This is a genomic window from Streptomyces sp. NPDC038280 (genome assembly GCF_055600045.1).
Map to the genome: position 1 here is coordinate 22,789 of NZ_JBVJYZ010000005.1, position 21,908 is coordinate 44,696.

Consider the following 21,908-nt stretch of genomic DNA (forward strand, 5'->3'; position numbering starts at 1 on the left):
TGTTACCGCGCGGCGTCCGGGTGGACGGCCTCGGTGACCGGGCGGCCGTCGGCCGGCTTCTCCTTGGCCGCGACCGGCTTGCGGAGCTGGAGGTTGAGCTCCCGCAGACGGGTCTCGTCGAGCTCCGTGGGGGCACCCATCAGCAGGTCCTGGGCGTTGCCGTTGAGCGGGAAGGCGATCGTCTCGCGGATGTTCGGCTCGTCGGCGAGCAGCATCACGATGCGGTCGACACCCGGGGCGATGCCACCGTGCGGCGGGGCGCCGTACTCGAAGGCGCGGAGCATGCCCGCGAACTCGTGCTCGACGGTCTCGCGGGAGTAGCCCGCGATCTCGAAGGCCTTGAACATGATCTCGGGCTCGTGGTTCCGGATCGCGCCGGAGGACAGCTCGATGCCGTTGCAGACGATGTCGTACTGCCAGCCGAGGATGTCCAGCGGGGCCTGGGTCTCCAGGGCCTCCAGACCGCCCTGCGGCATGGAGAACGGGTTGTGCGAGAAGTCGATCTTGCCGGTCTCCTCGTCCTTCTCGTACATCGGGAAGTCGACGATCCAGCAGAAGCGGAAGACGCCCTCCTCGAAGTGGCCGGCGCGCTTGGCGGCCTCGACGCGGACCGCGCCCATGATCTTCGAGACCTCGTCGAACTCGCCCGCGCCGAAGAAGACGGCGTGGCCGGCCTCGAGGCCGAGGCGCTCGGTGAGGACCTTGACGTTCTCCTCGGTGAGGAACTTGGCGATCGGGCCGGTGAGCGAGCCGTCCTCGGCCACGCGCACCCAGGCCAGGCCCTTCGCGCCCTGCTCGACGGCGTAGTCGCCGAGGCCGTCGAAGAACTTCCGCGTCTGGTCGGCGGTGTTCGGCACGGCGAGCGCGCGGACGTGCTTGCCGGCGAACGCCTTGAACTCGGAGGCCTCGAAGACGTCGGAGATGTCGACCAGTTCGAGCTTGGCGCGCAGGTCGGGCTTGTCGGAGCCGTACTTCAGCATCGACTCGCGGAACGGGATCCGCGGGAACGGCGAGGTGACGTGGCGGCCGCCGCCGAACTCCTCGAAGAGCTCGGTCATCAGCTTCTCGACGGGCTGGAAGACGTCCTCCTGCTCGACGAAGCTCATCTCGATGTCGAGCTGGTAGAACTCACCCGGTGAGCGGTCGGCGCGGGCGTCCTCGTCGCGGAAGCAGGGCGCGATCTGGAAGTAGCGGTCGAAGCCGGAGATCATCAGCAGCTGCTTGAACTGCTGCGGGGCCTGCGGGAGCGCGTAGAACTTGCCCGGGTTCAGGCGGGACGGGACGACGAAGTCGCGGGCGCCCTCGGGGGAGGTCGCGGCGAGGATCGGGGTCGCCATCTCGTTGAAGCCGAGCGCCGTCATCTTCTGCCGCATCGCGGAGATGACCGCGGTGCGCAGCATGATGTTGCGGTGCATGCGCTCGCGGCGCAGGTCGAGGAAGCGGTACTCCAGGCGCCGCTCCTCGTTGACGCCGTCGTCGGCGTTGATGGTGAACGGAATCTGCTTGGCCGCGCCCAGGACCTCGACGTCGGCGGCCTCGATCTCGATCTCGCCGGTGGGGAGCTCCGGGTTGACGTTCTCGGCGCCGCGGGAGACGACCTTGCCGTCGATCCGGACGACCGTCTCCTTGGTCAGCTTGTCGAGGACCTCGGCGGCCTTGGTGCCGGGCCGGGCGACGAGCTGCGTGATGCCGTAGTGATCGCGCAGATCGATGAAGAGGATGCCGCCCAGGTCACGCCGATTGTGCAGCCAGCCACTCAGCCGGACGTCGGTGCCGACGTCAGAGGCGCGGAGCTCGCCGCAGGTGTGGGACCTGTACCGATGCATCGTCGTTCATCCAGTCTTCAGGATTGGGATAGGGCTCGACTGGTCAAGGTTACCGTCCACCCCAAGATCCCTTTTCGAATACTCTCAGTGGCGATTTCCCGCACGATCTTCTTATGGTGGGGCAATGCGTACCGAGGACGTCCTGGCCGCGATCGCGACCGGTCTGTGGCGCTGGGACAACGCCTCCGGGATCGTCACCCTCGACGCGGAGGCCGCCCGGCTGCTCGGGCTGCCCGCCCAGCCAGCCGAGCTCACCGAGGCGGCGGTGCGCGCGCGTTTCCATCCGGTCGACTGGAACGAGATCGACGGGGTCGTCCATCTCGCCGTCGCCGAGGGAACGCTCGCCGAGGCCCGTCTGCGGATCATGGACGAGAGCGGCCGGGTCATCCGTACCGTACGCAGCCGGTCGAAGCCGATGATCGAGGGGAACGACTACCAGCTCGTCGGCACGCTCCAGGAGGTCGCCGAGCCGCAGCCCGGCACCGCCGCGGCCACCCCCGTGACCGGCGACTGGCGGCGCTCGCGCGAGGCGTTCCTGCTGGACGCGGGGCGGGCGCTGGCCGAGGCCCGGTCGACGGCGGAGGTGCTGCGGGTCGCAGCCTCCCTCTCCATGCCGGGGTTCTCGCCGGACGGGCTGGCGGTCTTCGGGGTGCGCGGCGACCGGCTGACGATCATCGGGCACCACGGGCACGACTCCGGCGACGAGGGCCCCTTCACGGACCTGGCGCTGGACATGGACTACCCGGCGGCGGAGGTCGTGCGGACCGGGCGGGCGATCTATCTGCCGACTCCGGAGGAGTACCGGCGCCGCTTTCCCGCGACCTGGCCTCTGGCGAAACGATTCGGCCGGGAGTCCTGGAGCTTTCTGCCCCTGATCGTCGCGGGCAGCACGATAGGCGCCTGGATGGCCGCCTTCAAACACCCCGTCGCCTTCACCCCCGACGAGCGTTCCGTGCTGACGACGGTGGCCCGGATGCTGGCCCAGGCCCTCGCCCGGGCCGGCGTCGCCGAGTCGGAGCGCGAGCTGTCGCTGGGCCTGCAGCGCTCGATGATGCCGGTCCTCGGTCCCGGCATCCCCGGGCTCTCGGTCGCCGCGCGGTACGTACCGACCGGCGGCGGGCTCCAGGTCGGCGGCGACTGGTACGACATGATCCAGCTCCCTGGGGGCCGCATCGCCCTGGTCATCGGTGACGTCCAGGGCCATGACGTACGGGCCGCCGGGCTGATGGGTCAGCTGCGGATCGCGCTGCGCGCCTACGCCTCCGAGGGCCACCGGCCGGACGCGGTGCTCTCCCGCGCCTCCCGCTTCCTCTACGGCATCACCGACGGGGCCGAGGAGGACCATTCGCCCCGCTTCGCGACCTGTCTCTATCTGGAGGTCGACCCGGCCACCGGCACGCTCGACATCGCCCGGGCCGGGCACCCGGACCCGGCCGTCCGGATGACCGACGGAACGGTCCTGCTGCGGCCCACGGCCGGCGGGCTGCCGCTGGGCATCGTCCCCGACACGGACTATCCGACGACCCGGCTGACCCTGGAACCGGGCGAGACCCTGATGATCTGCACCGACGGTCTCCTGGAAACCGGCGGGCACGACCTCGACTCCGGCTGGGCCCGGATCCGCAAGCTGCTGGAGGCGCACGACGGCGCATCGCTCGAGGAGCTCGCCGACACCCTGGTGGAGGCCGTCCACGGGCCCGGCTCCCACTACACGACCGGCCCCCTCGCCGACCGCCGCGAGGACGACATCGCGATCCTGCTGCTGTCCCGCCTGGGCAGCGCCGCCCCCGAGGCCCCCCGGCGCACCGCCATGACCATCGCCCAGGCCGAGCCGGAGCGGATCGCGGCGGCCCGGCAGCAGATCCGCCAGCTCCTGCACGACTGGACCGACGACGAGCAGCTCGACTCGGCGGTTCTGATGGTCTCCGAGATGATCACCAACGTCCTCGTCCACACGGACGGCGACGCACTGCTCGTCGCGGAGGCGACGGGCGCGCACGGGGCGCGCCGACTGCGGGTGGAGGTCGCGGACGCCAGCGACGAACTGCCGCACAGGCGGCGGCCGGGTGAGATGGCGTCGTCGGGGCGCGGTCTCGTCCTGATGGAGATGCTGGCGCACGCGTGGGGCGTGGACCCGAGGGGCGAGGGCAAGTCCATCTGGTTCGAGCTGTACGAGGACATGGCCGCGCCGGAGTAGCCCGCCCTTCGCCGGCCGGCGGGCATCCACGACCGGCGGCCGACGGGCGTCCGGTACCCCCCTGGAGGAGACTGGTTCCTGTACGGCCGCAAGGGGGGACCCCCGGAGCCCGCCATGAGTACTCAGAAGGTCGGAAGTGACACCACGGTCCTGCGGGACTTCCTGGAAGTGCCCGGAATCGGCTACCTCCCGGTCAACGCGTTCGTCCTCTTCTCCGAGCAGCCCGTCGTCATCGACACCGGGCTCTCGCTGCCCGACCGGGACTTCGTGGCCACGCTCGGCTCCGTCATGGACCCCGCCGACGTCCGCTGGATCTGGCTGACCCACCCCGACCGGGACCACACCGGTGGTCTGTTCGCTCTGCTCGACGCGGCACCCGAGGCGCGGATCGTGACGACGTTCCTCGGCGCCGGGATCATGACCACCGAGCGGCCGCTGCCGATGGACCGGGTCTACCTGCTCAACCCCGGGCAGTCACTCGACGTCGGCGACCGCACGTTGCACGCCTTCCGGCCTCCGCTCTACGACAGCCCCGCCACGGTCGGCTTCTACGACGACCGCTCCAGCACCTGCTTCAGCTCCGACTGCTTCGGCGGGCCTGTGCCCAGCGCCGAGATCGCCGACCAGGGACAGGCCGCCGACATCCCCTCCGACGATCTGCGCGACGCGCAGCTGCTGTGGGCGACCATCGACAGTCCGTGGGTGCACCTCGTCAATCCGGACCAGTACCTCGCGACCGTGGAGCCGCTGCGGACCATGGACCCGGAGACGGTCCTCTGCACGCATCTGCCACCCGCGGTCGGCCTGGCGCCGCGGATGATCGCCACGATCGCCGCCGCGACCTCTGCGGACCCCTTCGTGGGACCCGACCAGAAGGCACTGGAGCAGATGCTGGCCGGATTCGAGCCGGGCAGCGCCGCTGCCTGACCCGTGCCGGCCGGGGCGCCGCACGTCACTCGGCCCGTTCGGGCGTCTCCGCGTCGGGGGGTGATCCGTAGTGCGTGCGCAGCACCCCGATCACGCCGAAGGCGGCGGCGGTCACCGGGACGGCGAGCAGCATGCCGAGGATCCCGGCGACGGATGCCCCCGCGGTGATCGCCAGCATGACCACGGCGGGGTGCATCTGCACCGTCCGGCTCTGGATCATCGGCTGCAGCACATGGCCTTCGAGGACCTGCACCGCGAGCACCACGCCGAGCGCCCAGAGCGCGATGACGAATCCGCGGTCGGCGAGGGCGACGAGGACGGCGACCGCGCCGGAGAGGAAGGCGCCCAAGTAGGGGATGTAGGCGCCGACGAAGACCAGCGCGCCGAGCCCCACCGCGCCGGGCACCCGGAGGATCAGCAGGCCGACGGTGATGCAGAGGGCGTCGATGAGGGCGATGAACGTCGTCCCGCGCATGAACCCCTCGACGGCCTCGAAGGCGCGGCGGCCCATCGCCTCGACGGTGTCGCCGGTGGAGTGGGGCGCGAGCGACTTGAGGGCGTCGGCGGCCTTGTCCGAGTCACGCAGGAAGAAGAAGACCAGCAGCAGCGCGAGGACCGCGATGGCGACCATCTCGCCGACCACGCTGAGGCCGCTGATGACCCCCGAGGCCGCCGTGCCGCCGAACTTGGAGAGCAGTTCCCTGGCGTTCTTGGCGAGGTCGTCGAGGGAGGTGCCGGCCGCCCCGAAGTGTGTGGTCAGGTCCTTGGCCGCCTGCCGCAGCGAGTCGAGGATCTGGTCGCCGGTCTCGATGAGGGCGCTGACGACGATGTACGTGGCTCCGCCGACGACGGCGACGACCGCGACACAGGTGAGTCCGGCGGCGAGCGAGCGGTTCATCCGGAGTTTGACCAGCCGCCGGTGCAGCGGACCGAGGAGCGCGGTGCCGAGGATGGCGAGCAGGACCGGGGTGACGGCGGTCTGCAGGATGACGCAGAGCCGGATGGCGACGGCGGCGACCCCCGCGACCAGCAGCGCGACCACACACCAGGCGGCGAGCCGGCGCACGGGCCGGGGGAGGAGCGGTGGGGGCGGCGGTGTCCTGGAGCGCGGCGTCTGCACGGCCCCACCCGATCACGGCCACCGGGCGCGGGCCCGCCGGACGGGTCCGCCCGGGTGACGGTGCGTCACCCGGGCGGAACGTACGGCGTACTTGGCGGCCTGCCGGACCGGTTCTACTGGCCCGGGATCTCCTGGTCCTGCATGCCGTGCACCGCCGGGATCCTGCCGAGGCGGCCCTTCTGGAAGTCCTCGAAGGCCTGCTGGAGCTCCTCACGGGTGTTCATGACGAACGGTCCGTAGTGCGCCATCGGCTCGCGGATCGGGCGCCCGCCGAGCAGCACGATCTCCAGGTCGGGGGCGTGCCCGTCCTGCTTCTCGTCCGCCCGGACGGTCAGCGAGCCGCCGTTGCCGAAGACCGCGGTCTGCCCCATGTGGACGGGTCGGCGCTCCGTGCCGACGGCGCCGCGTCCGGCCAGGACGTACGCCAGGCCGTTGAAGTCCTCGCGCCACGGCAGCGTGATCTGCGCGCCCGGCCGCAGTGTGGCGTGGATCATCGTGATCGGGGTGTGCGTGATGCCCGGCCCCTCGTTCCCGTCGAGCTCACCCGCGATGACCCGCAGCAGCGCACCGCCGTCGGGGGAGGTGAGGAGCTGGACCTGGCCGCCGCGGATGTCCTGGTAGCGGGGGTCCATCATCTTGTCGGCGGCGGGGAGGTTCACCCAGAGCTGGAGCCCGTGGAAGAGCCCGCCCGACATGACCAGACGCTCCGGCGGGGCCTCGATGTGCAGCAGGCCCGAACCGGCGGTCATCCACTGGGTGTCCCCGTTCTGGATGGTTCCGCCGCCGCCGTTGCTGTCCTGGTGGACGAAGGTTCCGTCGATCAGGTAGGTGACGGTCTCGAAGCCGCGGTGGGGGTGCCAGGGAGTGCCCCTCGCCTCTCCCGGTCCGTACTCCACCTCGCCCATCTGATCCATCATGATGAACGGGTCGAGGTACTGGTAGTTGATCCCGGCGAACGCGCGGCGCACCGGGAAGCCCTCCCCCTCCAACCCCGTGGGCGCCGTGGTCACGGCGAGGACCGGACGCGCGACGGCGTCGGCCGGGGCGCTGACGCGCGGCAGGGTGAGCGGGTTCTCCACAGTCACAGCGGGCATGGCGGGACCTCCTTCTTGTCGACCAGTTTAGTTGAAGGATGAACTTCCTGCCACCGGGAACGCGGAACGCCCGGGAGGCATTCCCCCCGGGCGCTCCGGCTGACGGCGACGACCGCCTAGCCGTACATGCGGCGCATCGCGAAGTCGACCATCTGCTCCACGGCCTTGGCGTCGAAGACCATCCGGTGGTCCCCCTCCATGTCGAGGACGAAGCCGTACCCGGTGGGCAGCAGATCGATCACCTCGGCGCCGGTGATCACGAAGTACTTGGACTCCTTGCCCGCGTACCGGCGCAGCTCCTTGAGGGAGGTGAACATCGGGATGACGGGCTGCTGGGTGTTGTGCAGCGCGAGGAAGCCGGGGTTGTCGCCGCGGGGGCAGTAGACCTTGGAGGTCGCGAAGATCTGCTGGAAGTCCTCGGCGGCCATCGACCCGGTGGTGAAGGCCCGCACGGCGTCGGCGAGCGACGGCGGGGACGGCTCCGGGTACAGCGGCGGCTGCTGGCCGTATCCGCCCTGCATCTGCTGCTGCGGCGGCGGGGCGTACTGCTGCTGGGCACCCTGATTCTGCTCGTAGCCGTACATGTTCCAGAGCCTACTGCGTCACAGATATGGGGATAGGGGTTGCTCTTATTACCGACGGGTAGCATCATCGTAGCTACTTGTTGGTATGTGTACGAGAACCCTCTCCCGATCCTTACGGAGCCGTCGCCATGGGGCACTACAAGTCGAATCTCCGCGACATCGAGTTCAACCTCTTCGAGGTGCTCGGGCGCGACAAGGTGTACGGCACCGGTCCGTTCGCGGAGATGGACGTCGAGACCGCCAAGAGCGTGCTCGAGGAGATCGCCCGCCTCGCGGAGAACGACCTGGCCGAGTCGTTCGCCGACGCCGACCGCAACCCGCCGGTCTTCGACCCGGAGACCAACACCGCCCCCGTCCCGGCGTCCTTCAAGAAGAGCTACCAGGCCTTCATGGACTCCGAGTACTGGCGCCTGGGCCTGCCCGAGGAGATCGGCGGCACCACCTCCCCGCGCTCCCTGATCTGGAGCTACGCGGAGCTGCTGCTCGGCTCGAACCCGGCCGTGTGGATGTACTCCTCCGGCCCCGCCTTCGCGGGCGTCCTCTTCGAGGAGGGCAACGACGCGCAGAAGAAGATCGCCGAGATCGCCGTCGAGAAGCAGTGGGGCTCGACGATGGTCCTCACCGAGCCGGACGCCGGCTCCGACGTGGGCGCCGGCCGCACCAAGGCGATCCAGCAGGAGGACGGCTCCTGGCACATCGAGGGCGTGAAGCGCTTCATCACGTCCGGTGAGCACGACATGTCGGAGAACATCCTCCACTACGTGCTCGCGCGCCCCGAAGGTGCCGGTCCGGGCACCAAGGGCCTCTCGCTCTTCCTCGTGCCCAAGTACCACTTCGACTGGGAGACCGGCGAGCTGGGCGAGCGCAACGGCGTCTACGCGACGAACGTCGAGCACAAGATGGGCCTCAAGGCCTCCAACACCTGCGAGATGACCTTCGGCGACCAGCACCCCGCCAAGGGCTGGCTGATCGGCGACAAGCACGACGGCATCCGCCAGATGTTCATGATCATCGAGTTCGCCCGGATGATGGTCGGCACGAAGGCCATCGCCACCCTGTCGACGGGCTACCTGAACGCGCTGGAGTACGCCAAGGAGCGCGTCCAGGGCTCCGACCTGGCGAACTTCATGGACAAGACCGCGCCCAAGGTCACCATCACGCACCACCCCGACGTCCGCCGCTCGCTCATGACGCAGAAGGCGTACGCGGAGGGCATGCGCGCCCTCGTCCTCTACACCGCCACGGTGCAGGACGAGATCCAGGCCAAGGAGGCCGCCGGCGAGGACTCCAAGGCGCTCAACGGCCTGAACGACCTGCTCCTGCCGATCGTCAAGGGCTACGGCTCCGAGCGGTCCTACGAGCAGCTGGCCCAGTCCCTGCAGACCTTCGGCGGCTCCGGCTACCTGCAGGAGTACCCGATCGAGCAGTACATCCGGGACGCCAAGATCGACACCCTCTACGAGGGCACCACGGCCATCCAGGGCCAGGACTTCTTCTTCCGGAAGATCGTCCGCGACCAGGGCCAGTCCCTGAACGCCCTCGCCGAGGAGATCAAGAAGTTCCTCGCGGTCGGCACCGGCGGCGAGGAGCTGGCCGGCGCCCGCGACGCGCTCGCCAAGGCCGCCGTGGACCTCGAGGCCATCGTCGGCACGATGCTCACCGACCTCACCGCCACCGGCGAGGACGTCAAGAACATCTACAAGGTCGGCCTCAACACCACCCGCCTGCTGATGGCATCCGGCGATGTCGTCGTCGGCTACCTGCTGCTGCGCGGCGCCGCGGTGGCCGCCGAGAAGCTGGCGGGCGCGTCCGCCAAGGACCGCGCCTTCTACCAGGGCAAGATCGCGGCCGCGAAGTTCTTCGCCGCCAACATCCTGCCCGGCGTCTCCGCCGAGCGCGCGCTCGCCGAGGCGGTCGACGGCTCGCTGATGGACCTGGACGAGGCCGCGTTCTAGTACGCCCCGCCCAGCCACGGCCCGCACGGCCCGCCCCCGGTCACCGGAGGCGGGCCGTCGTCGTGTCATCGCCCCGGGCAGACCGAGAGGTGGCTGACCCGGCAGGTGTCCGAGGGCACGGCCCCGCGCAGTCGCACCGCCGTGCCGTCCCCCGCGATCTGCCACCGCTCACCGCGCGGCACACCCGCCGCCGGCCGCTCGCCCGGCTCCAACGCCACCCAACCGCCCCCGGCCGTGCGGTGCCGCACCGCACGCCGCCCGCAGGAACGGCAGACCACCGACGGCCCGTCACCCTGCCCGCTTCCCCGCGGCGCGGGCACCCCGCCCCGCAGCGCCGCCGCGGTCACCGGCAGGATGTCGCCGAGCAGCACGGGATCCCGCTCACCGGTGCCCGTCGCGGCAGCCGTGCACGAGGCGCAGAGCGCCAGCCCGATCCGGCCGTTCCACTCGGCGCGGGGAGCGTCGCACGCGGCGCACGCGGGAGCGGTCACTGTGGTCACAAGGCACCTCCGGGCACGATCACCGTCACGATCGGTGGACAGCACCGATACTGGCAGGCACCACTGACAACGCCCCCTGCTCCGCCGGGCGATCGCCGCCGCCACCCGCCCGTATGGTGAACCCATGAGCAGCGCAACCTCCCGCCCTTCACCCGCCGCCACCACGCCGGAGAGCGCCGCACGCGCACCTCTTCCGTTCGACCGTGGACACACCGACGACCTGATGGCCTTCCTCGCCGCCTCGCCCTCGCCGTACCACGCGGTGGCCAACACCGGCGAGCGGCTGGAGAAGGCCGGCTTCCGGCAACTCGCCGAGACCGACGCCTGGGACGGCTCCAGCGGCGGCAAGTTCGTCATCCGCGGCGGCGCGATCATCGCCTGGTACGTGCCGGAGGGCGCCACCGCCCACACCCCGTACCGGATCGTCGGCGCCCACACCGACTCCCCCAACCTCCGGGTCAAGCCGTTCCCCGACATGGGCGCCCAGGGCTGGCGGCAGGTGGCCGTGGAGACGTACGGCGGGACGCTGCTCAACACCTGGCTCGACCGCGATCTCGGACTCGCCGGCCGGCTGACCCTGCGCGACGGCACCCACCGGCTCGTCAACATCGACCGGGCCGTGCTCCGCGTCCCCCAACTCGCCATCCACCTCGACCGTCAGGTCAACGACGGCCTCAAGCTGGACCGGCAGCGCCACATGCAGCCCATCTGGGGCCTCGGCGAGGTCCACGAGGGCGACCTGATCCGGTTCGTCGCCGACGAGGCGGGCGTGGACGACGAGGACGTGGCCGGCTGGGACCTCATGGTCCACTCCATCGAGGCGCCCGCCTACCTCGGCCGCGACCGCGAGCTGGTGGCCGGCCCCCGCATGGACAACCTCATCTCGGTGCACGCCGGCGCCGCCGCGCTCACCGCCGTGGCGGCGCGCCCCGACCTGGAGTACATCCCCGTCCTCGCCGCCTTCGACCACGAGGAGAACGGCTCCGAGTCGGACACCGGCGCCCAGGGCCCGCTGCTCGGTTCGATCCTGGAACGGTCGGTCTTCGCCCGCGGCGGCGCGTACGAGGACAGGGCGCGCGCCTTCGCCGGCACGGTCTGCCTCTCGTCCGACACCGGCCACGCCGTGCACCCCAACTACGCGGAGCGGCACGACCCGACGCACCACCCGCGCGCCAACGGCGGCCCGATCCTCAAGGTGAACGTCAACCAGCGGTACGCCACCGACGGCAGCGGCCGGGCCGTCTTCGCCGCGGCCTGCGAGAAGGCCGGCGTGCCCTGGCAGGCGTTCGTCTCCAACAACGACATGCCCTGCGGCACGACCATCGGCCCGATCACCGCCGCCCGCCACGGCATCACGACCGTCGACATCGGCGTCGCGATCCTGTCCATGCACAGCGCCCGCGAACTGTGCGGCGCCGACGACCCCTTCCTGCTGGCCAACGCGCTCGTGGCGTTCCTCGAAGGCTGACCCCGGGCCGCCCGCTCCGGGCGGCCCCTCCCAACGGGCCCCGGAGCGGGGCGTGTAGGCGCGGGCTGCCCGGGTACCCGAGAGGTCTACCCGAGAAGGAGGCGGGATTCATGGGCCTGGGCGGCTGCATCATCCTCATAGCGGTGGGGGCGATCCTCACCTTCGCCACCGACTGGGAGCTCGACAGCATCAACCTCGATCTGGTGGGGCTGATCCTGATGGCTGTCGGACTGATCGGCGTCGCGACGTTCACCAGCATCGCCAGGCGCCGGCGGGCCGTTGTGCCCCCCGTCGCCCCGACGGTCGTCGACACCCCCGACGAGCGGCGCTACTGACACCCGGTCACGCTCGCCCGTCGGGCGAAACATCCGGGAAACCCCTGCGGCGACACGCTGTTGACCATGGTTCTGTTGGGACAGCAGACAGCCCTGATCCATCACAGCGGGCCGTCACGGAAGAAGTTCTTCCTCTCGATCGCCGCTGCCGTCGCGCTCTGCGCGGCCGTCGGCGGGGTCGTGACCTGGAAGTACAACGAACGGCCCCCGTGGGGCACCGACATCGCCTACGAAGCCGGCTTCATCCACAGCACGCGCATCCGGCAGGCGGACGTCAGGGGCGACCGCGTCCGGGACATGCTGGGCGGCGGCTGCGCGCGGATGGAGAGCGAAGGGGCGGGCGGCCAGAAGGCCACCCACAGCCCGTCGGCGTGGGTGGCCGGCTGCCTGGACGGGGCGGCCGCGCGGCCGCCCCGTCATCAGGGCCTCGCGTACTGAACCCGGCGCGTCCCCTCGCGCCTTGCCCTCGTGCGCCCCGGCGCCTCAGGCGTCGAGTCCCGCCAGGATCAGCGGGAGCCTGGAGACACCCTCGCCGGTGACCTTCACCGGCACGCCCCAGTCCTGCTGGTGCACATGGCACGCCGGGTACTCGTTCGCCGGATCGTCGTCGCAGGACGCGGCCATCGCCGACACGTGCAGCACGCCCTCCGTGACGTCCGGGTTCATGACCAGGTCACGGAAGAGGTCCGTGCCCGTCCCCTCCCCGTCCGCCAGCAGCTCCGGCGGCGTGGAGGAGACCAGCAGCCGCGTCGAGGGTCCGTACCGCTCGTCCAGCTTCTGCCCGGTCGGCGCCTGGAAGATGACGTCGAGACGGAGCCGGCCCGGGGCCACCTCCGTCGCCTCGCGCCGCGTCCGGTGGGCGACCGCGTCCACCCGCACGGCCTCCTCCGGGAGCCGCAGACGGGTCAGCCGGTGCCGGGCCGACTCGACGACCACGATGTCGTCGCCGACGAGCACCGCGTCGCTCGGCTCGCGCAGATCGGTGGCCAGCGTGGTCACCTCGCCCGTCGCCGGGTCGAAGCGGCGCAGCGCGTGGTTGTACGTGTCCGAGACGGCGACCGACCCGTCCGGCAGCGCGGTGACGCCCAGCGGGTGCTGGAGGAGTGCCTGGCCCGCGTCGCCGTCCCGGTGCCCGAAGTCGAAGAGGCCGGTTCCCACGGCGGTGTGGACGGACCCGTCGGGCTCGATCCAGCGCAACGCGCTCGTCTCGGAGTCGGCGACCCACAGCCGGTCCCCAGCGGCCGCGAGCCCGGACGGCTGCGCGAACCACGCCTCACCGGCGGGCCCGTCGACCAGGCCCTCGTTGGTCGTGCCGGCCGCGACCTCGACGGTGCCGGTCCCGGGGTCGTACGTCCACAGCTGGTGGACACCGGCCATCGCGATCCACACCTTGCCCTGCCACCAGGCGACGTCCCACGGCGAGGACAGGTCGACCTCCAGGGCGGGCCCGGAGGTGGGGGAGCCCTGCCACCACTGGCGGCCCGTGCCGGCGACGCGCTCGACGGCGCCGGTGGCCGGGTCGAAGGTCCGCAGCGCGTGGTTCACCGTGTCGGCCACCACCACCTTGCCGTCGGGCAGCAGCGCGAGGCCCTGCGGCTCCCGGAACTCCCCGTCGCCGATGCGCCGCGCCACCGTCTCGCCGTCCGCCTCCAGCTCGACCAGCTGGTGACGGGTGGTGTCCGAGACGAGGAAGGTGCCCCCGGGCAGGAGGACGGCCTTCCCGGGGAAGCGCAGATCGGTCGCGACGGGCTCGGGCGCCACATAAGGCCCGTCCCCTCGCCGCAGCGTCCCCTTCGCCTCGTGCGCGGCCTCCAGCTCCTCGACGAGCGTCGCGAGCGCGTTCGCGTGGCCCTCACCGGCGTGCTGGGCGACGACATACCCCTCGGGGTCGATGACGACGAGCGTCGGCCAGGCCCGCACGGCGTACTGCTTCCAGGTGGCGAGGTCGGGGTCGTCGAGCACCGGGTGGTGCACCTCGTACCGCTCGACGGCGTCGACGACGGCCTGATGCTCGGCCTCGTGCACGAACTTGGGCGAGTGGACCCCGATGATCACGAGGGTGTCGCGGTGCTTCTCCTCCAGCTCGCGGAGCTCGTCGAGGACATGAAGGCAGTTAATGCAGCAAAACGTCCAAAAATCGAGCAGAACGATCTTCCCCCGCAGGGCGGAGAGCGTGAGCTCCTCCCCACCGGTGTTCAGCCAGCCACCCCTGCCGGTGAGCTCGGGGGCACGGACACGGGCACGGCGGGGCGCGGGCGCGGGGGTGGGCGCCGATGCGGAATCGTTCATGGTTCAAGGGTGCCATCCCTGTCGTACACACTCACGAGTGACACTGAGCCGGGGCGGCGACGGGGCGTGGGCCCGCGTGGGACCGTTGACGCACGTGCTGAGGGAAGGAGCGTCGCTGATGGCCACCGCGCCCGAGTACAGCGAGGGCATCGAGCAGGAGCGTGCCCTGAAGTTCGCCGTTCAGAGAATCCGTGGCGACCACGCCGAGGTCGTCGAAGGGGTCATCGACATCGTGCCGCCGACCTGGGACCACGAAAGCGCTGCGGAGCTGGTCCGCGACCAGATCAAGCCCCGTGTCAAGGAACTGGGATGCGTCACCGGCTCCGGCAATCTCGACCTTCCCGGCTCACCGAACTGGTACGTCCCTGACATCGCGGTGGTCCCCAAGGACCTCGCCAAGGGGGCCAACTCCTTGGTGCCCAGCGAGACACTCCTCGTCGTGGAGGTCACCTCGGATTCCAATGCCGAGACGGACCGGATCGTCAAGCGCAAGCGGTACGCCGAATACGGCGCGCCCCTCTACCTCTTGATCGACCGGGTCGAAGAGAGCGTTTCCCTCTTCTCCGAGCCCGGCCGCCTCGGCTACACCCGCGTCGACGGCCCCCACCCCTTCGGCACCCCGCTGCACCTCCCGGCGCCCTTCGACCTCGATCTCGACACCAGCGATCTCTGACATGAAATACCTCGTACGGGACAAGATCTTCGCCGTCGGTGACGACTACTGGATCGAGGACGAGCAGGGCCGCCAGGCGTTCCTCGTCGACGGGAAGGCGCTGCGGCTGCGCGACACCCTGGAGTTGAAGAACTCCTCCGGGCAGGTGCTGATCACCCTGCGGGAGAAGATGTTCAGCCTGCGGGACGCCATGACGGTCGAGCGCGACGAGCGGACGCTGGCGACGATTCGCCGGAAGCGGCTCTCGCTGCTGCGCAATCACTACCGCGTCGACCTCGTCGACGGCACCGAGCTCGATGTGAGCGGGCGGATCCTGGACCGGGAGTTCACGGTCGAGTACGACGGGGAGCTGCTGGCGCACATCTCCCGGCAGTGGTTCCGGGTGCGGGAGACGTACGCCGTGAACGTCGTGCGGGAGGACGCCGACGCGGCGCTGCTGATCGCCGTCGCCGTGTGCGTCATCCGCATGGCGGAGAAGGAGCGCGAGGGCTGACCTCCCTCGCGCGGCTCGGCGGCGTCGGTCAGTGGCGCGGGGGCTCCATGCCGAGGGTCCGGTCCTTCAGGGCCGGGAACTGGTCCCTGGTCACGTCCACCGTGGCCCGGTCGAGTTCCACCCGCAGGATCTCCTCGCCCGCTCCCGCCTCGGCCAGTACCTCGCCCCACGGGTCCACGACGATGCTGTGGCCCGCCTGTTCGACGTCCGCGTGCGTGCCGGCCGTGCCGCAGGCCAGCATGTACGCCTGATTCTCGACCGCGCGGGCGCGCGCCAGCAGGGTCCAGTGGTCGCGGCGGCGCTCGGGCCAGCCCGCCGGGAGGACGAAGGCCTGGGCGCCCGCGTCCACGAGGCCCCGGAAGAGCTCGGGGAAGCGCAGGTCGTAGCAGGTGCCGAGGCCGATGGTCAGCTCCGGGAGGGCCACCGTGACCAGCTCCGCACCCGCGGCCATCATCACGGCCTCGCCCTTGTCGAAGCCGAAGCGGTGGATCTTCCGGTAGGCGCGCGCCAGCTCTCCCGCCGGGGAGAAGACCAGGGAGGTGTTGTAGAGACGGCCGTCCGTGGCGCGCTCGACGATCGAGCCGGCGTGCAGCCAGACTCCGGCCTCGCTCGCAGCCTTCGCCATCACCTCGTACGTGGGGCCCTGAAGCGGCTCGGCCTCGGCCTCGAAGGACTGGTACGCGAACGCGCCCACGGGCCAGAGTTCGGGGAGCACGACGAGGTCGGAGCCGCGCTCCTCACGTACCAGCGCGGCGGCCCGCTGCCGACGCGCGTGGACCGGTTCGTCCAGGTCTACAGCGATCTGGATCAACGAGGCGCGCACACTACCACCGTCCTGGCATTCGAGTCGTCAACACGGGCCTACGATCGTCACACGAAAGCACTGCCGGGGTGCCTTCGGGCAGCGTAACTTAGCGTCCGAGCCTCCCACGCAGACAGTTTTCAGCCCGCGCACCGCAGAACCGCCGAGGGGTCCCGTGACCGTCCATCCCAGCCTTCAGACCTACGCCGACGCCTGGACCCACTCCATCGAAGCCATAGCCGAGTTGGTGCAGCCGCTCGTGGAGGGGGAGTGGAACCGTGCCACGCCGTGCCCGGGCTGGTCGGTGCGGGACATCGTGTCGCACGTCATCGGCATGGAGTGCGAGATGCTCGGCGACCCGCGGCCGATCCACACCCTGCCCCGCGATCTCTACCATGTCCGCAGCGAGTTCGCCCGCTACATGGAGATGCAGGTCGATGTGCGGCGGCACCACACCGCGCCGGAGATGACGTCCGAGCTGGAGTACGTACTGATCCGGCGCGCCCGTCAGCTGCGCAACGAGAACCGCGCGCCCGACCATCTGATCCGGGCCCCGCTGGGCGCCGAGCAGACCCTTGAAGTCGCTTACCGGATGCGGGCCTTCGACGTCTGGGTGCACGAGCAGGATCTGCGCACGACTCTCGGGCAGCCGGGCAATCTCGACTCCCCCGGCGCCCATGTCGCCCGTGACAACTTCCTGGCCGTCCTGCCGAGGGTGGTCGCCAAGGACGCGGGCGCGCCGCCGAACTCCGCCGTCGTGTTCGACGTGCACGGGCCGGTCGAGTTCCTGCGGACGGTCCGAGTGGACGCGGACGGCCGGGGTTCGGTCGACGGTGCCCCTTCCCTGGGCCCGGCGGCGACGCTGACCCTGGACTGGGAGACGTACGTCCGGCTGGCGTGCGGGCGGGTCCGGCCGGGGGCGGTCGCGGACAAGATCAAGACCGAGGGCGACACCGCCCTGGCCGAGGCGATCCTGGACAACTTCGCCGTCACCCCCTGAGGGCCTCAGACAGGGACGTGGACCGCCTCCACCCGGCTGGCCACCAGGGTCTCCTGCTCCCGGCGTGCCGCGCGGGACCGCAGGCGCAGGATCTGGGTGAGCCCCAGCGCCTCCAGGACGAACACCGACGCGAACGCGATCCGGTAGTTGTCGCCGGTCGCGTCGAGGAGCACGCCGACCGCCAGAAGGGTGGTCATCGAGGCGACGAACCCGCCCATGTTCGTGATGCCGGAGGCGGTGCCCTGCCGTTCCGGGGGGTTGGCGGGCCGGGAGAAGTCGAACCCGATCATGGACGCGGGCCCGCATGCCCCGAGCACCGCGCACAGGGTGATCAGCAACCACACGGGGGCGTGGTCACCGGGGTGGGCGAGAGTGGCCCCCCACAGCAGGGCCGTGGCGCCGATGGTGCCGAGCGTCAGCGGGAGCCGGGCGCCGTGGTGGCGGGCGATGATCTGGCCGTACGCGAGCCCCACGACCATGTTGGACACGACCACCAGGGTCAGCAGCGCGCCGGCGGTCTCCCGGGAGAGCCCTTGGTCCTCGACCAGGAACGGCATCCCCCACAGCAGCAGGAACACCATGGCGGGGAACTGGGTGGTGAAGTGCACCCACATACCGAGCCGTGTTCCCGGCTCGCGCCAGGACTCGGCGATCTGTCGACGCACATAGGCGGCGCCCGCGTGTGTGGCCGGCGCGGGTGCGTACCCCTCGGGGTGGTCCTTGAGGAAGAGCAGCAGGAGCACCAGGACGAGGACGCCGGCCAGGGAGCTGCCCACGAAGGTCGCCGTCCAGCCCATCCCGTGCAGCATCCGGGCGATGACCAGCGTCGAGACCAGGTTTCCCGCCATGCCGAAGAGCGCGGCGACCTGGCCTATCAGCGGGCCGCGCCGGGCCGGGAACCAGCGGGCGCCGAGCCGCAGCACGCTGATGAAGGTCATCGCGTCGCCGCAGCCGAGCATCGCCCTGGAGGCGAGGGCGAGGCCGTACGAGGGGGAGAGCGCGAAGGCCAGCTGTCCGGCGGTGAACAGGACCACGCCGAGGGTCAGGACCTTCTTGGTGCCGAGCCGGTCGACCATCAGGCCGACGGGTATCTGCATGCCCGCGTAGACGAGCAGCTGGAGGATCGAGAAGGTCGAGAGCGCGGAGGCGTTGACGTCGAAGCGGTCGGCGGCGTCGAGCCCGGCGACCCCCAGGGACGTACGGAAGATGACGGCGACGAAGTAGACGGCGACGCCGACGCCCCAGACCAGGGCGGCCCGGCGGCCGCCCGGAGGATCGCCGGGCAGGGAGACGGCGGGCCCGCTCATCGGGCCTCCCCCCGGACCACGACCTTGACCCAGCTCAGGTGCTGCCGGACGCACGCGGCGGCGCCTTCCACGTCGCCCGCGCGGATCCGGTCCAGGATCTCGGCGTGCTCGGTGATGTTCTTGGCGATCCGGTCCGGCTGGGACTGCATCACGGCCACGCCCATCCGCAGCTGGCGGTCGCGGAGCTGGTCGTAGAGCCTGGCGAGGATCTGGTTGCCGGCGTGCTTGACGATCTCCGCGTGGAAGCAGCGGTCGGTCACGGCGACCTCGGCCAGGTCCCCGGCCTCGGCCCGGCGCTTCTGCTCCTCCAGGAGCTCTTCGAGCCGCTCGATCAGCGCCGCGGGCGCGGGCACGGCCCGGCGGACGGCGAACTCCTCCACCAGCAGCCGGGTTTCGACGACGTCGGCGATCTCCTGCGCGGAGACGGCGAGGACCAGCGCGCCCTTCTTGGGATAGAGCTTGAGCAGCCCTTCCATCTCCAGCTTGAGCAGCGCCTCGCGTACCGGCGTACGGGACACCCCGACGGCCTGGGCCAGCTCGCCCTCGGTGAGGAGGGTCCCGCCCTCGTACCGGCGATCGAGGACCGCCTGCTTGACGTGCATGTAGACGCGGTCGGCGGCGGGTGCCTGCTTCACGGGCGCGGGAACGACCGGGGAGGCGGCCGCGGAGTCGATCGCGGAAGCGGGGGCGGGAACGGGGGCGACGGGCATGCGCACAGCTTAGATACAACAAAGCTACAAGTCGTGTCCGTATCACGATGCGGACACCGTTGCCCGCTCCCCGCCTGTCCCGTACATCCATCCCGCCCCCACGCGTGTCTAGTTGCCGAGGGCCCGCACCACAGGCGGTCCCTCCTCACGATCGAACTCGGGGACGAACTTGATACTCAGCCTTCCGCGCCTGCGCCGAGCAGCTGCCGTCGTCGTGGCCACCGGAGCCCTGGTGACGGCCTCCCCGGTGGCGTCGCCGGCGGCCGCGGCCACCGCGCCACCGGTGACCGCCAGCGGCGCGTTCATGCTCAACAACGCGACCGGGGCCGCGCTCTACAGCAAGGGCGCCGACACCAAGCGGCAGATGGCCAGCACGACCAAGATCATGACGGCGCTCGTGGTGCTGACCACACCCAACGTCGACCTCAACCGCCGGATCGCCGTCAAGCAGGCGTACCCGGACTACGTGACCTCCGTGGGCGCCAGCAGCGCGTACCTCTACGTCGGCGACAAGCTGACCGTCACGGGCATGCTCAACGCCATGCTGGCCCCGTCGGGCTGCGACGCGGCCTACGCGCTCGCCGACACCTTCGGCACCGGCACGACGATGGCGGCCCGCAAGGCCAACTTCATCGCCAAGATGAACGCCAAGGCCGCCGCGCTCGGCCTGACGAACACGAAGTTCGACTCCTTCGACGGCAACTCCACGACGGGGAACAACTACACGACCCCGCGCGACCTGGCGAAGCTCGCCGCGTACACGCTCAAGAACTACACCTTCTCCACGATCGTCAAGTCGCCCTCGGGCAAGGCCTCCGCCATCGCCTCGAACGGCCGCACGCGCTCGTACACCTGGAACCAGTCCAACCTGCTGGTGCGCCCCAAGCCCGCGGGCTACGCCTACCCGGGCGCGATCGGCGTCAAGACGGGCACCAACACCCCCGCCGGAAAGTGCCTGGTCTTCGCCGCGACCCGGAACGGCAAGACCGTGGTCGGGGTCGTCCTCAACGACGAGAACCGCTACGTCGACTCGATGAAGATGCTCGACTACGCCTTCGGCACCACGGCCGCGCGGATGGCCGCCACCCAGCCGATCCCCGACGTGCTCGACTGACGGACCGCACCCTCAGAAACGCCGATGGCCGGCCCTTCCGGGCCGGCCATCGGTGTGTGCGGGCTGCTCGGGCCCCTGTGATCAGGACCAGGTGAGCAGTCGCTTGGGCTGCTCCAGGATCGCGGCGATGTCCGCCAGGAACTTGGAGCCGAGTTCGCCGTCGACCAGCCGGTGGTCGAAGGAGAGTGCCAGCGTGGTGACCTGACGGGGCTTCACCTTGCCCTTGTGGACCCACGGCTGGAGCTTGATCGCGCCGATCGCGAGGATCGCGGACTCGCCCGGGTTGAGGATCGGCGTGCCGGTGTCGACGCCGAAGACGCCGACGTTGGTGAGCGTGATCGTGCCGCCCTGCATGGCCGCCGGGGTCGTCTTCCCCTCGCGGGCCGTGGCCACCAGCTCCGCCAGCGACTGGGCCAGCTCGGGCAGCGTCTTGGCGTGCGCGTCCTTGATGTTCGGCACGATCAGACCGCGCGGCGTGGCCGCCGCGATGCCCAGGTTGACGTAGTGCTTGAGCACGATCTCCTGGGCGGCCTCGTCCCAGGCGGCGTTGATCTCCGGGTTGCGCCGGATGGCGACCAGGACCGCCTTGGCGATGAGGAGCAGCGGGTTGACCCGCAGGCCCGCCATGTCCGTACCGGCCTTGAGCTCGTCGACCAGCTTCATCGTGCGGGTGATGTCGAAGGTGATGAACTCGGTGACGTGCGGCGCGGTGAACGCCGAGCCGACCATCGCCGACGCCGTCGCCTTCCGGACGCCCTTGATGGGAATCCGGGTTTCCCGCGCCTCACCCACGGCGGCCGGGGCGGCCGCCGGAGCGGCCGGCGCCTCGCTCACAGGCGCCGCGGCCTGGGCCGGTTCCTGGGTCCGCGCGGTCGCCGGGGCGGCCGCCGCGTGGACGTCCTCGCGGGTGATGATCCCGTCCGGGCCGGTCGGGGTGACCGACGCCAGGTCGACACCCAGGTCCTTGGCGAGCTTGCGCACCGGCGGCTTGGCCAGCGGGCGGGTGCCCACCGGGGCACCGGAGTGCCCGTTGAGCTCGCCCTGGACCGCGGCCGCGGCCTGCTCGGGCACCGGGGTGCCCTTGCGCGCCCGCCGCTTGGTGGAGGAGGCGGCGACGCCGTACCCCACGAGGACCGGCTGGCGGCCCTGCGGCTCGGCCTCCTCGTCCTCGGCCGCCGGGGCGGCCGGTGCCACCGGGGCGGTCTCGGGCTCGGCGACCGTGGCCTGCGCGGCGGGTTCGCCCGGGCCCACGTTGACCGAGATGATCACCTCGCCGACGTCCACCGTCGTGCCCTCGGGGAAGCGCAGCTCGTGCACCACGCCGTCGTACGGGATCGGCAGCTCCACCGCCGCCTTCGCCGTCTCGACCTCGCACACGACCTGGCCGTCGGTGACGGTGTCACCCGGCTGGACGTACCACTTGAGGATCTCGGCCTCGGTGAGCCCCTCGCCCACGTCGGGCATCTTGAACTCACGAACGGACGCAGTCGTCGCAGTCGTCATTGTCGTCACGA

The 21,908-nt window shown here is 70.8% G+C and carries 20 protein-coding genes; 10 read left to right on the forward strand and 10 right to left on the reverse strand.

Annotation, left to right across the window (positions count from 1 at the left end; genetic code table 11):
- Positions 1 to 2: 2 nt before the first annotated feature.
- On the reverse strand, positions 3 to 1,826 hold the full coding sequence (aspS, locus tag ACZ7J0_RS13200) for an aspartate--tRNA ligase (RefSeq protein ID WP_470886820.1): 1,824 nt from the start codon (positions 1,824 to 1,826) through the stop codon (positions 3 to 5).
- Positions 1,827 to 1,950: 124 nt separating this feature from the next.
- On the opposite strand from aspS, the gene ACZ7J0_RS13205 reads away from it, so the two are divergent.
- Positions 1,951 to 4,023 (forward strand): ATP-binding SpoIIE family protein phosphatase, encoded by a 2,073-nt coding sequence (locus ACZ7J0_RS13205; protein ID WP_470886822.1) that lies wholly within the window; start codon positions 1,951 to 1,953, stop codon positions 4,021 to 4,023.
- Between the two features lie 114 nt (positions 4,024 to 4,137).
- A complete protein-coding gene (locus ACZ7J0_RS13210) occupies positions 4,138 to 4,950 on the forward strand; it encodes an MBL fold metallo-hydrolase (protein WP_470886824.1) in 813 nt (270 codons plus the stop codon).
- A gap of 25 nt (positions 4,951 to 4,975) precedes the next feature.
- Here the strand turns inward: ACZ7J0_RS13210 and ACZ7J0_RS13215 are convergent, their stop codons facing one another.
- From ACZ7J0_RS13215 to ACZ7J0_RS13225, 3 genes are all read right to left on the reverse strand, one after another.
- Complete coding sequence (locus tag ACZ7J0_RS13215; RefSeq protein WP_470886826.1) at positions 4,976 to 6,070, reverse strand: AI-2E family transporter; 1,095 nt, start codon at positions 6,068 to 6,070, stop codon at positions 4,976 to 4,978.
- Positions 6,071 to 6,183: 113 nt separating this feature from the next.
- On the reverse strand, positions 6,184 to 7,164 hold the full coding sequence (locus ACZ7J0_RS13220) for a pirin family protein (RefSeq protein ID WP_470886828.1): 981 nt from the start codon (positions 7,162 to 7,164) through the stop codon (positions 6,184 to 6,186).
- 116 nt (positions 7,165 to 7,280) lie between these two features.
- Entirely contained in the window at positions 7,281 to 7,748 is a 468-nt protein-coding gene (locus tag ACZ7J0_RS13225) for an SseB family protein (RefSeq protein ID WP_468709113.1), read from the reverse strand.
- A 128-nt stretch (positions 7,749 to 7,876) separates the two neighbouring features.
- Between ACZ7J0_RS13225 and ACZ7J0_RS13230 the strand changes: the two genes are divergently transcribed.
- A complete protein-coding gene (locus ACZ7J0_RS13230; protein WP_470886830.1) occupies positions 7,877 to 9,703 on the forward strand; it encodes an acyl-CoA dehydrogenase in 1,827 nt (608 codons plus the stop codon).
- Between the two features lie 65 nt (positions 9,704 to 9,768).
- On the opposite strand, the gene ACZ7J0_RS13235 is transcribed toward ACZ7J0_RS13230, so the two are convergent.
- Positions 9,769 to 10,203 (reverse strand): DUF6083 domain-containing protein, encoded by a 435-nt coding sequence (locus ACZ7J0_RS13235; RefSeq protein ID WP_470886832.1) that lies wholly within the window; start codon positions 10,201 to 10,203, stop codon positions 9,769 to 9,771.
- Positions 10,204 to 10,327: 124 nt separating this feature from the next.
- Between ACZ7J0_RS13235 and ACZ7J0_RS13240 the strand changes: the two genes are divergently transcribed.
- The 3 genes from ACZ7J0_RS13240 to ACZ7J0_RS13250 all read left to right on the forward strand — a co-directional run bounded on the left by ACZ7J0_RS13240 (position 10,328) and on the right by ACZ7J0_RS13250 (position 12,444).
- Entirely contained in the window at positions 10,328 to 11,671 is a 1,344-nt protein-coding gene (locus ACZ7J0_RS13240) for a M18 family aminopeptidase (protein WP_470886834.1), read from the forward strand.
- A gap of 110 nt (positions 11,672 to 11,781) precedes the next feature.
- A complete protein-coding gene (locus ACZ7J0_RS13245; RefSeq protein WP_470886836.1) occupies positions 11,782 to 12,006 on the forward strand; it encodes a DUF6458 family protein in 225 nt (74 codons plus the stop codon).
- Positions 12,007 to 12,072: 66 nt separating this feature from the next.
- On the forward strand, positions 12,073 to 12,444 hold the full coding sequence (locus ACZ7J0_RS13250; protein WP_470886838.1) for a hypothetical protein: 372 nt from the start codon (positions 12,073 to 12,075) through the stop codon (positions 12,442 to 12,444).
- A 45-nt stretch (positions 12,445 to 12,489) separates the two neighbouring features.
- Here ACZ7J0_RS13250 and ACZ7J0_RS13255 read toward each other — a convergent pair whose 3' ends face one another.
- Positions 12,490 to 14,295: an NHL domain-containing thioredoxin family protein gene (locus tag ACZ7J0_RS13255; RefSeq protein WP_470886840.1), complete on the reverse strand. Its 1,806-nt coding sequence runs from the start codon at positions 14,293 to 14,295 to the stop codon at positions 12,490 to 12,492.
- Positions 14,296 to 14,413: 118 nt separating this feature from the next.
- On the opposite strand from ACZ7J0_RS13255, the gene ACZ7J0_RS13260 reads away from it, so the two are divergent.
- A complete protein-coding gene (locus ACZ7J0_RS13260) occupies positions 14,414 to 14,968 on the forward strand; it encodes a Uma2 family endonuclease (RefSeq protein ID WP_470886842.1) in 555 nt (184 codons plus the stop codon).
- A gap of 1 nt (position 14,969) precedes the next feature.
- The gene (locus ACZ7J0_RS13265) at positions 14,970 to 15,461 is read left to right on the forward strand and encodes an LURP-one-related/scramblase family protein (RefSeq protein ID WP_470886844.1); all 492 of its coding nucleotides are present in this window, start codon (positions 14,970 to 14,972) and stop codon (positions 15,459 to 15,461) included.
- A 28-nt stretch (positions 15,462 to 15,489) separates the two neighbouring features.
- On the opposite strand, the gene ACZ7J0_RS13270 is transcribed toward ACZ7J0_RS13265, so the two are convergent.
- Entirely contained in the window at positions 15,490 to 16,284 is a 795-nt protein-coding gene (locus ACZ7J0_RS13270; RefSeq protein WP_470886846.1) for a carbon-nitrogen family hydrolase, read from the reverse strand.
- Positions 16,285 to 16,438: 154 nt separating this feature from the next.
- Between ACZ7J0_RS13270 and ACZ7J0_RS13275 the strand changes: the two genes are divergently transcribed.
- A complete protein-coding gene (locus tag ACZ7J0_RS13275; protein WP_469120503.1) occupies positions 16,439 to 17,263 on the forward strand; it encodes a maleylpyruvate isomerase family mycothiol-dependent enzyme in 825 nt (274 codons plus the stop codon).
- A 5-nt stretch (positions 17,264 to 17,268) separates the two neighbouring features.
- Here ACZ7J0_RS13275 and ACZ7J0_RS13280 read toward each other — a convergent pair whose 3' ends face one another.
- Both ACZ7J0_RS13280 and ACZ7J0_RS13285 read right to left on the reverse strand, forming a co-directional pair.
- On the reverse strand, positions 17,269 to 18,570 hold the full coding sequence (locus tag ACZ7J0_RS13280) for an MFS transporter (RefSeq protein ID WP_470886848.1): 1,302 nt from the start codon (positions 18,568 to 18,570) through the stop codon (positions 17,269 to 17,271).
- A complete protein-coding gene (locus tag ACZ7J0_RS13285; protein WP_470886850.1) occupies positions 18,567 to 19,280 on the reverse strand; it encodes a GntR family transcriptional regulator in 714 nt (237 codons plus the stop codon). Before ACZ7J0_RS13285 ends, ACZ7J0_RS13280 begins: the two co-directional genes overlap by 4 nt.
- Before the next feature lie 214 nt (positions 19,281 to 19,494).
- Between ACZ7J0_RS13285 and ACZ7J0_RS13290 the strand changes: the two genes are divergently transcribed.
- Positions 19,495 to 20,394: a D-alanyl-D-alanine carboxypeptidase family protein gene (locus ACZ7J0_RS13290; RefSeq protein ID WP_470886852.1), complete on the forward strand. Its 900-nt coding sequence runs from the start codon at positions 19,495 to 19,497 to the stop codon at positions 20,392 to 20,394.
- Between the two features lie 81 nt (positions 20,395 to 20,475).
- Here the strand turns inward: ACZ7J0_RS13290 and ACZ7J0_RS13295 are convergent, their stop codons facing one another.
- A complete protein-coding gene (locus ACZ7J0_RS13295; protein ID WP_470886854.1) occupies positions 20,476 to 21,897 on the reverse strand; it encodes a dihydrolipoamide acetyltransferase family protein in 1,422 nt (473 codons plus the stop codon).
- Positions 21,898 to 21,908: the final 11 nt, after the last annotated feature.